The organism is Streptomyces sp. NPDC002403, assembly GCF_053593015.1.
This window is the reverse complement of the sequence record NZ_JBSFBQ010000070.1, coordinates 1-12,741: the sequence shown is the minus strand read 5'-3', so window position 1 is coordinate 12,741 and position 12,741 is coordinate 1. Positions and strand designations below refer to the sequence as shown.

The following is a 12,741-nucleotide window of genomic DNA, read 5'->3' as shown; positions in this document are numbered from 1 at the left end:
TGGAGCCCCCTGAGTTCACGGAATCCACTTCCACCTTCCTTCAGCCTGGCTACCGTGAAGGAGCAGAGATCCGCCATGAGGAGGACGCATGACACGTGGTGTCACAGGTGCTGTTGTAAAGGGCGATGACCGTCAGTCCGGCGACGGCCAGGTAGGGGGCCCGTACTCGAGCCCCGGAGACCCCGGCAACCCGATGCCCGAGCCGGACGAATCCGACGACGACTAGGCAGCGACAGATGACGATGACCGCTGAGACCCTGCGAAGACGTTGCGCCGATGAGATGAGCCGGAACCCGCGTGGGTTCGCCGATGCGACATGGCTGTACGAAGCGTTCCTGTCCGTCCCACGCGAACACTTCGTTCCGGATCAGGTGTGGTGGCCGGCGCTCCGCGAGGACGGCCTGTACAGCCTGATCGACCGCACCGAACAGCCCCGGGCCTGGCTCAAGTCCATCTACCAGCCAGGAGCCGCCCTCATCACACAGATCGACGACGGGCAAGTACAGCCGACCGGACCGGCCCGCGGATCCTTCAGCTCCAGCATCTCCTCCAGTGGTGTCGTGGTGGAACTGCTTCGTCATCTGGACCCGGAGCCCACCGACCGGATCCTTGAGATCGGGACGGGCACCGGATACACCACCGCGCTCCTCGCTTTCCGCGCCGGTGCCGAGAACGTCGTCACCATCGAGATCGATCCTCAGCTCGCAGCCCGGGCCAGGACCCGGCTGGCAGAACTGGGTCTCCAGCCACTCGTCATCACCGGCGACGGCGAACGGGGCTACGCGGCAGGCGGACCGTACGACCGAATCGTCGCAACAGCCTCCGTCCGGCACATCCCTCCAGCATGGATCCAACAACTCAGGCCCGGCGGAACCCTGCTGGCACCGCTGGACAGCCCCCTGGGCTGCGACCTGCTGGTGCGCCTGGAAGCGGATGGCAACGGTATGGCAGCCGGAGACTTCGTTGCCCAGGTGGAGTTCATGCGACTGCGCGGTCAGCGGGAAAGACGCTCATACGCGGACCTGGGCTGGCCGACAGAGCTCGATTCCGAGCGTTGGCAGGAACTGCGAGTCGATGCCGGCCCGGCAGGGCAGGAGATCAGCCACCCTTCTTCCCGGGCTGCCTGACCGGCAGCGTTGCCGCTCTCCTGGCAGGACCCTGTCGGTTCAACCGTGCGCGTGGCGGCGCCGGCGACGGATCCAAGGGCCAAACCGACCGCCGATAGGCAGCAGAATCCGGGACACAGAATCAGAACTTCCGCCGAGTCCCGCATAGACAGCCGGATAGCGGCGGACGTTGTGCTTGTCCAGGCCGCGAGGGTTCTGCCGCCATCAAGTCCGCTTTGAGTCGAACCTCATTCTGAAGCAATCAGCTGCTGGGCCTTTTGTGGGCGGGAGCGGGAGGTAGGGGCAGCCGTGCCCAGACGGCTTTGCCGCTGGTGCCGGAGGGTTTCCACCCCCACCCTTCGCTGAGTGCTTGGACGATGAGCAGTCCGCGGTGGTCCTCGGCCAGGGGGGCGGGCGGTGTCAGGCGGGGTCTGCGTTGGCTGGGGTCGTAGACCACGCAGAGCAGGCTGTGCGGGCGGCGGATGAGGGCCAGCCATGCGGCGGGGTGACTGCTGTCGGGCAGGGGAGTGCGGCGCCGTCCGTGGCGTACTGCGTTGGCGACGAGCTCGGATGCGATCTGCACGGCGTCCTCGCGTACCGGATCCAGGTTCCAGCGACGGATGACGTCGGCGGTGAACTTCCGTGCCTCTCTCAGGCACAGGGTGTTTGTGCTGATGCGGTGGGCGGCAAAGGGCGGCGCCGCGAGAGCGAGGTGGGACGTGATCCCGGCGTTGCCGCGGGCACTGCCGTGCTGACGCTGATGTGTTCGGTTTTCCATGGGTGGATTCCCCGTAAGTGAGCGTGTCTGCGGCTCATTGCATTTTGTCCCGCTACCTGTCGCGCTAATGCTCGTTCCTGAAAGGACGGCTGAAATTTCAGCGCCCCGGGCCGCACGAACGTTCCCAGCAGTGGGTGTGGGCGGCTGCGGCCGAGGGGTCGACAGGAGACGGAGTGGCTATGACGGTGCAGCTCAACGGTGTGAGCGCGGAGACGATCACGGATGCGGTCTGGTGCAAGAGTGCGCGGAGCAACGCGGCCGGAAACTGTGTGGAAGTCGCCCGACTGGAGGGGGGAGAAATCGCCGTGCGCAACTCCCGCTTCCCCGCGGGGCCGGCTCTGGTCTACACGTCGGCCGAGATGGCATCGTTTCTCCTGGGCGTGAAGGACGGTGAATTCGACTTCGCCCTGTAGCGCTTTGTGAGGCTCCGGCCAATGCATGCCACCAGTTTGTCAGGCTGACATACTGGCGTCCCGAACAAGGAGGCTCAGGGGAGGTAATCGGCATGACTGGCCAGCACAGGGAAATCCGCTCCATACGGGGTTTCGCGCCCCGCCCCCACCTCGGTGCGGCAGCCCACCGCAGAGCCCTCGGCGAGCACCTGCGACGCTGCCGCACCGGCATCGGGATGACCGGGAAGACAGCGGCCCGCCACATCGGAACGTCCGGCCCGACCGTGAGTCGGCTGGAGAAGGGCGAGAGGACCGAGAACACCGGTCACCACGCCACAGCCCTGCTGCGCCTATGCGGAGTCACCGACAGCCAGGAACTCGCCCACGCACGGACGATCGCGGCTCAGGGCGAGCAGCCGGACGCCTGGGAGGCGTACGGCAATTCCATCGCCCGCTGGGTGCAGCCCCTGCTCGCCCTCGAGCCGGCCGCTCAGCGGATCATGTCCTACGAGCCACAGCTCGTCCCAGGCTGGCTACAGACCCCCGAGTACGCCCAACTCGTCATCCGTGCAGGCTTCCCGGACCTGTCGCACGCGGAAGTCGAAGCCCGGGCCAGAGCCCGGGCCAACCGCTTGAGCATGTTCCACCGCGACCAGGACCCGCCGGCCCTGATCGCGATCATGGATGAAGACGTGCTGCGCCGCCCGGTGGGCAGCCCGGGTGTGATGCACCGGCAGATCCAGCACCTGATCCAGCTGCTCAAGAGTGACCTGCGGCACCGCATCAGCCTCCACATCGCTCCTCTGTCAATGGGAATGACCGGCGCCGTGGGGCATCCGATCGTGCATCTGCGGTTCGCTGACGCCCTGCTGTCCGACTTCGTCTACCTCGAGCAGAGTGAAGGCGCCCGCTGCGTGGAGGGTGAGGGCGAGGCGGAACGGTACCTGTCGCGTGTCACCACGCTCTCCGGCATGGCGAACCCTGCCGACCTCACCCTGACCCAGCTGGAGGACCGACTCGACGAGCTGGCCACCGGCCGCCAATGACCCGGCCGGGGCCGGTTCATGGAACCAGGCCGGCCCCGCCGAACTCCTCCCACTCAAAGCTCTGCTGGGGTGGAACGGCAGGCATGGCGGCAGGGCGCCACCGTGAGACTTCCACGAGGCCCGGCTCGACAACAGCCAGCCCGCTGTCCTCGAAGTAGCTCTCGACGTCAGCCCGGGTGCGCACCCGGCCCCAGTGCCCCTGGGTCTCACGGTCCATGAACGAGGAAACGTCGTCACGGATCCGCTCACTCTGGCTGACCAACTGGCAGATGACTATCACGCTGCCGCTGGCCAGCTTGCTCCGGACCCTGCGGATGAGTTCAACGGGCCGGTCCGTATCGGGAATGCAGTGCAGAACCGAAACGAACAGCGCACCGACAGGCTCCCGGAAATCAATCAGCTGCCGCACCGGCTCACTGTCAAAGATCTCCTGGGTGTCGCGCATGTCCGCCTGCAGGACCGCGGTTCGGTCATCGGTTTCCAGGAGCGCCCCGCCCACACTGCGCACGATCGGGTCGTTGTCCACGTACACGACCCGGGAGGCAGCGTCGACGCGCTGCGCGATCTGGTGCACGTTGTCCTGCGTCGGCAGACCCGACCCGTGGTCGATGAACTGACGGATGCCGTGCTCCTCGGCGAGGGCTTGTACCACCCGCTGAAGAAAGGCCCGGTTGTTCAGGGCGAGGTCTTTCATGCTCGGGACCTGTTGCAAGAGGTGATTGCACGCAGCACGGTCGGCAGCGAAATTGTCCTTGCCGTCCAGGAGGTGGTCGTACATCCGTGCGACGCTCGGAGTCCGGACGTCCACGCCGTACGGAAGCTGGCTCTCGGCCGCCATCATCTTCCTCGTAAGAGTTCACGGCGTGGCCGGGTCGGCCACGCACCGGAAGAGAGATAGCGTAGTGAAATTTCAGAGTGCGCACGAGACCATAATCGGCTGAGAAGCAGACACACCACTTCCCCATTCTTCTAGGCAGCATCGCAGGGCTGCGGAGCCCCGCAGCAGGCGCCGGCCGGGCGGGCAGCCGAGTGCAGTGCGACGAGGAATTCCCCACGCGTGAGCCCCATGAGGTCGGAGGCTTGGCCGATATCCATCCTGAGATGGTCCCGCAGCACATGTGCGTCGCTGTTGCAGATCCGGTCTCCGGAGCAGGCAGCTGCGGAGTCGTCCGCGTCATCCACACAGGCGGTCAGCAGGCGCCAGGCCATCGCAGCAGGATGGGAGCAGCCCAGCGTGGCGGACCAGTGAACCGCGAGCGCGGTGAGGGAGTCCTCCACTACCCTCTCCGCCAGATCGTGCGTGCCCAGCCTCGCCGTGGCATAGGCAACATAGCCAGCTCTGTACAGGTCACGGAAGGCACGGTAGGTGATCACCATGGTCCGGCCATCACCGGCCTCGTACAGAGGAAGGGGGTGTGATGCAGTTGCAGGTCGCTGAGATGTCATCATCCTGGGCCGTCCCCACACTCAGATGGTCGTCTCGCTGACCAGGTCACTGACACGGGGGTCATCCGTCATCAGGAAGCTGTAGTGGATCGCCTCCCACAGCGGCTTGAAGTCTGCGGCCTGACCACCCAGCGCGGTCACCAGCGCCCCCACAACTTCCCATTCCGGGACCGCATCCCCTTGCAGTACCTGGGCAACGACCTGCGCCGGCACCCACCCGTGACTGCGCCGGTGAATCTCCTCAGGTGTGGGCCGTGCAGCTGCCAGGTGCAGTCCCCGCAATGCGGCCTTCAGCGAAGCGATGCACTCCGTCACGGTCTGCCGCGCAGGCTGCTCGATGCCGTGAGCCGCCTCGCACAACAGCCTCAACTCCCCGGGTTCGTGGCCCAGGATGCTGCACAGATGACACACCAGGTCCCACGAGGGAAGGCGTTCCCCCGACAGGATCCTGGAGATGAAGGAAGGGGAGAGCATGGTGCGGTCCGCGATGACACGGATACTGATGCCGCTCTTGCGCTGCAGGTAGGAAAGAGCCGCAGCGAGCCGCTGACGTGCGGTGGCCGCCATCGGCCTCACCATCTCCCGCCCCTCAACCTGCTGGAGCCACGACACAGACCGAGGCGAGGGAAGCGGCGCAGCTCTCTGAGCGATGGCGCGGTGATCCAGCAACCGCCGCACCCGGTCCGGACTCCACTTGGTGCGGGCCGTCTCAGCAGTGACGTTAACCGCCTGCGCGATGTCGTCCCATTTAGCTCCCCGGGCACGGTTCGCCCCGACCTCGGCCGCCAGAAAATAGTCGATCTCCTGCTGGACGGCGCGGGCACGCTGCACCAGCTCTCCGAGACCCTCATCCGCATACGTCGCCTCCAGCAAGAGACCGCCCAGCCGGTGAGCCTCAGCGGCGATCTCAGACCCCAAAGACCCCCTGACCTGGCCGACGGTCGGCCGCTCCCGGTCCCGCTGCCTCTGCGCCTGACGCCGGTGCCCCTCATCACAGTAGGACCGGCGCCTCCCTGGGCCACTGACGGCTGGAAGCGGAGCCCCGCAGAAACCACACACACGATTCGCAGCGTCTTTTGCCATCGCATCCTCCTTCGCGCTGATCGCCGCCACCGGCATGCCCGCTGAAGAGTTGCCGCCGGGCTCGATTACTCCCCTCCTTGAGAGGAACCTTTCGCTGCGCCGGCCGTGGCTCCTGCCTGCCTGGTGGCTGCCTGGAGGCACCGGCCGGGCGGCCCTCAGTCGACGCGAGCCCACAGCCAGGAGAACCGCGAATCACGGCAAGCCCAGGCAATCACTCCGGACCCTCCCAGTGCGTACGCCGCCGCCCAGGCCTCTTCAGCCGGGCCGAGAAGGAGGGCCGCCAGCGCAAAGACTCCCCCGAGATTCAGCGTGACAACGCAGGCACGGAGCCGTGCGAAACCCGACCCGCCGACGCTACCGTTAGCACCACCCCGAGACGCCACGGCGCCGCGGAACGCATATCGAGAAGGCATGGGATTCCTCCAGGGGAACTCGTAACTGAACGAATGCGGCAGGGGGCTTGGTTCCTAGGTTTGCGGCCGGGCCCAGGCCCCCTCCTGACCGCGACATTAGCCCGGCCGAAGCCCCAAGCGCCACGCACTCATGCCGTAATCCGATATATCTACCCGCCCCCATGGTGCGAAACGTTCATCAATTCGATTCTGACACTCCGCTGCTCACCGGGCTGCTGCTGGAGGCTATTTGAATGCGCGAATCATGGCAGGACGTGGCCCTTGTTGATCGAAACTGATCAGGGATGCGAAACCTGCTGGATGATCCGGTTCTCTGGAATTTCAGTTCGACGCCAGCCTCCCCGTCGACTGAACAAAAGACTGCCTGTCATGCATCTCTGAAGGCGCCCCCCCACCAGTGGCGGCTTGGCCATGGTGCGTACCTGGTCGACGAGAGGGGCGAGGTGTGCTCCTGGGTAAACGCGCAGGACGAAGCGCTTCGCGAACTGGTCACTCCCGGTTTTGGGAATGCAATCGAGAGCTACCCCGGCAGACTCCGAACCATTGCTGCGGGCTCGCAGAAGACATCCTGCATCAGCACCAACTTCTCCGCGCTGATCTGGTCCCGCCGAGTACGGCGTCGACCTGGTCGCCCCGTATCTCGACAACGAGGTCATCCGTGCCTGCCTGGCCGTCCCCGCCGACCAGCGCGGCACCCCAGGCGCACACACCGAGCCGTACGCGGGCGCGGAGATCGACCTGCCGTCCTGGCGGGCCTTCGCCGCCACGCGCGGCGACCACCGCCTGACCATGGCCGGGCTCAGCCCCGATCTGTGGGCGATCGCCCAGGCCAGTCGCTCGGTCCAGAGCTGTCTGTACGACGCCATCAAGCTCGCCCTCGCCGGCGGAGCCACCTTCGAGGATCTGGCAGCGGAATCTCGGTTGTCCTCGGAGTACCTGAGAGAGGCTTATGAGCGCTTCACTCCGAGCCAGGACGCCATGCCGGGCCCCGACGAGAACGGCCGCGAACCCTGGCGCGTCCTCGGGTGAGGCCGCGGGGTTGGCGGCGCCGAGCTGCTACACCGAGACCCTGCACTGAACCCGTCAACAACCGTGCGTGGCAGTGTCAGAGACTTCACATATGTTCGTTGCATGAGTTCTTCACTGAGCGTCTACCTGCTCGACGTAGCTGCTACGCGTGGCTTGGTCGGATCCCGCGATGACCAGTTGCTGGAGGCGATCCGCAACGGCTTTGGGGACGACCTGGCACATGACGACGACTATTTCAGCGACGAGATCGCGGAAGGCGCCCCCACGGCATACGAGGCGCTGCGCGCGGTCATCAACGGCGGGCCCTTCAGCGAGGACAAGGATCACGCCTTCCAGTACGGCTACGCCTACAAGCGGTTGTGCTCGCTCACCGGATCGTTCTTGGACAACAGCTGCTTTGCGCCGCACCGGGGCGACTGGCTGTCGGTGGTCGACGAGGGCCTGAATGCCCTGGGCGTCACCGCCGTGTCGGTCAAGGACTTCGGCTACGGCGACCTGCCCGACCCTCTGCCATACACATTCATACCGGGCTGTGGCGAGTGGACGCCCGATCACATCGCGCAGGCGCTGGAGCAGTTCGAGGCCACCAAGCAAGCGGTCGACGAGTCGGGCCAGGCCCCACCGCTGGCGCCTGAAGTCGTGGAGGCCGTCATGCAGTGTCTCGGCTGGATGCGGCACGCGGCCGGCCGGCCGGGCTTTGGCGTTATCGGCTTCCGGTCCTGAAGTCCGACGGCGAACGGACTCCTGAAGGGGCCATCCCTGGTCATGTACGCCCGAGTCGTGACCAGGGTCACCTGCCTGGAACGGACGGTCGCCTCGCTGTGCGGGCGCTCGCGGAAGCCGAGGCTGCCCCAGCTCTGAGAGGAGTGCGTTCCCGTGCGTGCTACCTGCTGTGATCGGGGACGTGGCGTCCGTCGCCCAGACGCATGTAGTTCCTGGCGTACGAATCGCGACCTTCCAAGCGAGGCGGCGTCGGCCCGCTGAGATCGGGATGCCGCTGATCACCGAATCCGGGACGGCCCTGCGACGGGGACCCTGAGGAAGCAGGGCGGCCCGAGCGGCATGGGCGGCTGTGTCATGCATCCTCTAGCTCCTCATGACATATCGCTGATCATCCAGCTGGCCGCGCCCTTCATGCGCCGACCCAGCAACCAACCGTATCGTCGGAAGCGAAGGCCGTTTCTGACAGGACAACGGCCGGCGGTCCCGCGACCCTTCGCGCGTGACGCGGGACCGCCGCACTCGCTGACGGCCCATTCGCTGCCCCGCAACCCCCTGGCCGGGGGCCAAACTCTGCGCCGCAGGCCAGGGCACGACTCACTGCGCCCTGGGAGGTCTCATCGCGGAAGGAGTGAACTCCAGCCCCGTTGCCCGGGGCCGACATGGCCGACATCGCCGGGCTCACCAAGCCGTCCCGTTCGATTGCCGGCAGCCCATATGGCCTGCGCTACTGTTCTGGAGGTATGACCGATGCGGCCCAGGCGCCCTTCATCGATCCGGACTCGGACTACCCATGTTGCTGGTTCTGCCCAGCCCTGAGGCTCCCGCGTACGGAGTTCCTCGTTGCGGACCGGCCCAGCAGAGACTGGCCGTTCGACACGGCTGACGGATACCGCTACACCGTCGATGACCGGATCCCGGTCTGTGTGCACCCGGGCCGGGTCGGACTGGAACCTGAACGGACAGCTCCTCCACCCACCATCGCGCCCGTCGCACCCACCATCGATGCGGAGCCGGTCAGGCGCCACCGATGGTGGCGACGCTGACCCGGACCACCACGACCTGGGAACGTTCTGATACTTCCCGGGGGCGTCCGACCTGGTGGGCGGTCCAGCCCGACGAGCGTCAGGGCTTGGGGGCGAGGACGGTGCGGTAGTCGACGAGCCAGAGATTGGCCGGACGATCCACCAGGGCATGGGCGTCGGCCTGCCGGTACTCGGGCCACTCGGTGGCCAGTCCCAGAACGCGGTCCGCTCGTCCTCCTTGGTCGTCGCCATGCGGATGGTCCAGTCGGCCGCCGGGTCCGCCATATTCCGGCCGCGGACTGGACGATTCAGATGGTCAACGCCACGACCGACGAGCGCACGGAGGTCTGGGAGACCTACGGGCCGAAGGGCGAGATCTCCGCCTGCCCGGCTGCGGGCACGGCTCTTCGAAGCCCGCCACCTCGGCGCTATCCGTCCTGAGCGCCACCGCCTCGGCAATTCGGACGGAGTCCGGGACAAGCCCGACCCGCCACAGCCGGGCCCGTACCCGCCAGAGCCCCACCCTGTAATCCCTTCTACCTTGAGCGCCTATCAGGCCCAGTCCCGGGCCACCAGTTAGTGCTGTGACCGCGTAGGTTCGCCGGGTTTGCCCGGCCGCCAGTAGCCTCCCGCCCATGGGAGAAGCCGAGGTCCGGGTCGTGGTCCGTAAGTTCGATGGCAGCCTGCACTGGCACCACTCGATGGTGTGGTTGGGCGAGGATGAGTTCGGGGTCTGGCTTGGTGCTCCGATCGGGACGATCTACAGCAAGGGCGGAGAGGGCGAGGTCTACGCAACCGAAGAGCGACGAGTCATGCTCTTTCCTCGCGGCGCCTGGTGGACGGCCCTGTTCCAGGCAACTCCAGCCCACCTGGACGTCTACTGCGATGTGACCACTCCCTCAGATTGGCCGCATAAGGGGCAAGTAACCATGGTTGACCTGGATCTGGATGTCTGCCGGATACGGCAAGACGGATCCGTCTTCGTGGACGACGAGGATGAGTTCGCCAGTCATCAGAGGCAGTACGGCTATCCGCAAGACATCATCACGCGCGCGCAGAGTGCCGCCGAGTGGCTGTCAGCCGCGCTGCGCGACGGTGCGGAACCCTTCGGAAGCCGCTACCGCACATGGCTGGACCAGGTCGGTTGAGCTTGGCTCTGGCGTTGGTCAGGCCGCGGTAGCGAGGGGGCGTCCGCCCCAGCGGATGCCCCTCTCGCAGCGGATACGAGCGCGTTCGCGGCGCTCGGAGTCCAGGACGTCCCGGTGGCGGGCGTTGGCGTTGCGCCAGCGCAGGTAGGCGTGCAGGGCCCGGGTCTGCACCGGGTGGTTGGGGTGGTTTGAGTTGGCGATGGTGAACTGTCGCAGAGGCCCGAAGTGGGCCTCGATCGGGTTGGCCCAGGACGCGTACGTCGGGGTGAAGCACAGCTCGACCCGATTCTTCTTCGCCCAGCGACGGATCTTCTCGCCCTTGTGGGCGGACAGGTTGTCCATGATCACGTAGATCGGGGCACCGTCGGGACGGGCGGCGCGGATCGACTTCAGCGCGGCCAAGGTGTTCGCGGCACCCTTCCTGCGCCGGTTGACGCCCCACAAGGTGTCGTCGCCGATCGAGTAGCAGCCGTGGAAGTACCTCACGCCGTGGGTGCGGTGGTAGGTCGCGGGGTGCCGCTCGGGATGGCCGGAGGCGGCCCAGCTCGAGCCCGCGGTGGGCCGGATCCCGAGCGGGCCGAACTCGTCGAACGCGAAAATTCGGTCAGGGAAGCGCTCAAGGACGTGCTCGATTCGGTCGAGCTTGGCGTCGCGCTCGGGGTCCGGGGACTCCTTCCAAGTCTTGGTTCGCTGGAAGGTGACGCCGCGTCGGGCAAGCAGGCACCGTAACGCCTCGCGACCGATGCGGATCACCCGCCCGTGAACACGGTGCAGGTACGTGACGAGCTTGCGGATCGACCAGCTGGTGAAGGGCTGGCCCAGCTTGGCCGGTCGGGTGGTGGCCGTCTGGACGACGAAGTCTTCGTCGTCAGGGCTGAGCTGGCAGGGACGGCCTCCCGCCCAACGAGGGTCCAGACAGGCCAGCCCGATCTCGTTGAATCGGTGGATCACATCGCGCACGGTGTCCTCGTCGGCCGCCACCAGCTGGGCGATGACCGGGACGCGGTCTCCGCCAGCCGAAGCCAGCAGCATCATCGCGCGCCGGTAGCGCACCGAACTGGCGCTGCCCCGCCGCACCACCTGCTGCAGCTTCAGCCCTTCCTGGTCCGTCAGTCTGCGCACACGGACAGGCTCGGCCACCGCACCTCCACCGGTCGGATCAGACGTCACCGCATATCCAACCGCCCCGACCATCAAACCGGCGAACCTATGTGGTCACGGCATTAGCCGCGGCGGAGGATTCCGTCGTCGTCGATATCTGCGGAGTGGCCGGCGAAGTCGGAGTGGGCGATGAATAGGTTGGATGCCATGGTAGGAATTCTCTTGGGAATGATGCGGAAGGTCAGTCCTTCGTCGTCCTCATCCAGGGATACGGCGAGCAGCGGGTGTTCCGGATCGGTCAGGGCCATGCTGTCAGCGACGAAGAAGCAGTCCGGGCGTTTGTCCGGGTCGCCCGGCATGGCGGCGATCAAGTCGCCGATGCCGGCGCCCTCGCACGCGATGTCGTCGTAGATCTCGATGGGTGTCGTGTCGTCCTTGGTGACAATGGCGAGGAGGGCGCGCCAGGCATCGGGGTGCTGGTGGTCGGTGAGGATGATGGGAATCTGCTGATCAACGTCGAGTTCGATCACGGGTGCCCCTTTTACAGGAGGTCGTCTAAGGGGTGGCCCCGACCGTAGGCACGGGGGCCACCGCCAGCTCACATGCGTGAGAAGCTACTTGATGATCGAGTAGAAGGCGTCCCCCGGAAGGATCCGGTTGGAGTCGTAGAATTTCTGGAGCTGCCTGCCGCCGTCCTGGTTGTGGGAGCGGGGGATCATCCTGCGGCTCTGGGTCTTGCCGATGGTGCTGCCGCCCTCCTTGGAGGAAGCGTAGGGATACTCGTCGCACTCATAGCCCTTGGGCCGCGCAAGGCTGGACGGGCAGGTCTTCTTGCGGTTCGTCCTGGCCTGCGCCGATGTGGTGCGGTGCAGCGGCTTGGCGTAGCCGGGCTTGCCCTGGAGCGTGCGCTGGGCAGAGTAGACGTGCTTCGCCATCGCGCCCGACTTGGGGTTGGAACGGCTGATGGAGGAATTCGGGACGATGCTCGGATAGACGCAGCCACGCTTGAGGCTGATGGACCGGTCGCTGTCGCAGCACACGGAGCGCATGGCCGGGGCCTCAATGACAGCCGGGGCGTAGCCGGGCGCGGTGGAAGTGGTGATCAGAACCGGCTTGTGGCTGTTGGTGTGCTTGCCGATGCTGGAGATGGAGAAGGTGTAGCGGGTGGTGTGTCCCTTGGAGACCCGCTTGGTCTGCGCAGCGGACGGCTTGCACCGGTATGGCAGGTGACCGGCTGGCTCACCCGCCGGCCCGCTCCTCTGACCGAGGAGGACCGAGCCGGTCTGAAGGAGGTCCTGGCCCGCTGCCCCGAACTGGACACGGCCGCGATTTCGGCGAGATGCCCAGATTCGCGAACGCGTTCGTTACGATCGGGGTATGACTGCGAGAAGAGAACCGATCAGCCGCCGCGAGCGTCCCGCGAAGCCCGCCCTTTCGCGGCGGTGGATCGTGGA

Annotated in this window: 14 protein-coding genes and 1 pseudogene; 8 read left to right on the top strand and 7 right to left on the bottom strand. The window is 66.3% G+C overall.

Annotation, left to right across the window (positions count from 1 at the left end):
- Window positions 1–236 precede the first annotated feature (236 nt).
- Window positions 237–1,127 (top strand): methyltransferase domain-containing protein, encoded by an 891-nt coding sequence (locus tag ACWCPY_RS38535; RefSeq protein WP_451273126.1) that lies wholly within the window; start codon window positions 237–239, stop codon window positions 1,125–1,127.
- 241 nt (window positions 1,128–1,368) lie between these two features.
- Here ACWCPY_RS38535 and ACWCPY_RS38530 read toward each other — a convergent pair whose 3' ends face one another.
- Window positions 1,369–1,884: an ATP-binding protein gene (locus ACWCPY_RS38530; protein ID WP_451273124.1), complete on the bottom strand. Its 516-nt coding sequence runs from the start codon at window positions 1,882–1,884 to the stop codon at window positions 1,369–1,371.
- A 179-nt stretch (window positions 1,885–2,063) separates the two neighbouring features.
- Here ACWCPY_RS38530 and ACWCPY_RS38525 point away from each other — a divergent pair, with 179 nt between their 5' ends.
- Window positions 2,064–2,297, top strand: a complete 234-nt coding sequence (locus ACWCPY_RS38525) for a DUF397 domain-containing protein (RefSeq protein ID WP_451273122.1) — start codon at window positions 2,064–2,066, stop codon at window positions 2,295–2,297.
- Between the two features lie 92 nt (window positions 2,298–2,389).
- Window positions 2,390–3,322: a helix-turn-helix domain-containing protein gene (locus ACWCPY_RS38520; RefSeq protein ID WP_451273120.1), complete on the top strand. Its 933-nt coding sequence runs from the start codon at window positions 2,390–2,392 to the stop codon at window positions 3,320–3,322.
- A gap of 16 nt (window positions 3,323–3,338) precedes the next feature.
- Here the strand turns inward: ACWCPY_RS38520 and ACWCPY_RS38515 are convergent, their stop codons facing one another.
- From ACWCPY_RS38515 to ACWCPY_RS38505, 3 genes are all read right to left on the bottom strand, one after another.
- On the bottom strand, window positions 3,339–4,160 hold the full coding sequence (locus tag ACWCPY_RS38515) for an SAM-dependent methyltransferase (RefSeq protein WP_451273118.1): 822 nt from the start codon (window positions 4,158–4,160) through the stop codon (window positions 3,339–3,341).
- A gap of 131 nt (window positions 4,161–4,291) precedes the next feature.
- Window positions 4,292–4,699 carry a hypothetical protein gene (locus tag ACWCPY_RS38510; RefSeq protein ID WP_451273116.1) on the bottom strand — a complete coding sequence of 136 codons (408 nt, stop codon included), beginning with the start codon at window positions 4,697–4,699 and terminating at the stop codon, window positions 4,292–4,294.
- A 90-nt stretch (window positions 4,700–4,789) separates the two neighbouring features.
- Complete coding sequence (locus ACWCPY_RS38505) at window positions 4,790–5,641, bottom strand: helix-turn-helix domain-containing protein (protein ID WP_451273114.1); 852 nt, start codon at window positions 5,639–5,641, stop codon at window positions 4,790–4,792.
- 1,412 nt (window positions 5,642–7,053) lie between these two features.
- Here ACWCPY_RS38505 and ACWCPY_RS38500 point away from each other — a divergent pair.
- The 4 genes from ACWCPY_RS38500 to ACWCPY_RS38485 all read left to right on the top strand — a co-directional run bounded on the left by ACWCPY_RS38500 (window position 7,054) and on the right by ACWCPY_RS38485 (window position 10,186).
- Window positions 7,054–7,293, top strand: coding sequence for a hypothetical protein (locus ACWCPY_RS38500; protein WP_451273112.1), 240 nt, complete (start codon window positions 7,054–7,056; stop codon window positions 7,291–7,293).
- 102 nt (window positions 7,294–7,395) lie between these two features.
- Entirely contained in the window at window positions 7,396–8,016 is a 621-nt protein-coding gene (locus ACWCPY_RS38495; RefSeq protein WP_451273110.1) for a DUF7691 family protein, read from the top strand.
- Window positions 8,017–9,350: 1,334 nt separating this feature from the next.
- A complete protein-coding gene (locus ACWCPY_RS38490) occupies window positions 9,351–9,479 on the top strand; it encodes a hypothetical protein (RefSeq protein WP_451273108.1) in 129 nt (42 codons plus the stop codon).
- 194 nt (window positions 9,480–9,673) lie between these two features.
- A complete protein-coding gene (locus tag ACWCPY_RS38485) occupies window positions 9,674–10,186 on the top strand; it encodes a DUF402 domain-containing protein (RefSeq protein WP_451273106.1) in 513 nt (170 codons plus the stop codon).
- A gap of 18 nt (window positions 10,187–10,204) precedes the next feature.
- Here the strand turns inward: ACWCPY_RS38485 and ACWCPY_RS38480 are convergent, their stop codons facing one another.
- The 3 genes from ACWCPY_RS38480 to ACWCPY_RS38470 all read right to left on the bottom strand — a co-directional run bounded on the left by ACWCPY_RS38480 (window position 10,205) and on the right by ACWCPY_RS38470 (window position 12,336).
- Window positions 10,205–11,326 carry an IS630 family transposase gene (locus ACWCPY_RS38480; RefSeq protein ID WP_451273104.1) on the bottom strand — a complete coding sequence of 374 codons (1,122 nt, stop codon included), beginning with the start codon at window positions 11,324–11,326 and terminating at the stop codon, window positions 10,205–10,207.
- A gap of 83 nt (window positions 11,327–11,409) precedes the next feature.
- On the bottom strand, window positions 11,410–11,817 hold the full coding sequence (locus tag ACWCPY_RS38475; RefSeq protein ID WP_451273102.1) for a DUF6924 domain-containing protein: 408 nt from the start codon (window positions 11,815–11,817) through the stop codon (window positions 11,410–11,412).
- A gap of 84 nt (window positions 11,818–11,901) precedes the next feature.
- Window positions 11,902–12,336 (bottom strand): NucA/NucB deoxyribonuclease domain-containing protein, encoded by a 435-nt coding sequence (locus ACWCPY_RS38470; RefSeq protein WP_451273100.1) that lies wholly within the window; start codon window positions 12,334–12,336, stop codon window positions 11,902–11,904.
- Between the two features lie 328 nt (window positions 12,337–12,664).
- Here ACWCPY_RS38470 and ACWCPY_RS38465 point away from each other — a divergent pair.
- Window positions 12,665–12,741: pseudogene (locus ACWCPY_RS38465) on the top strand (TetR/AcrR family transcriptional regulator); the annotation flags it as partial.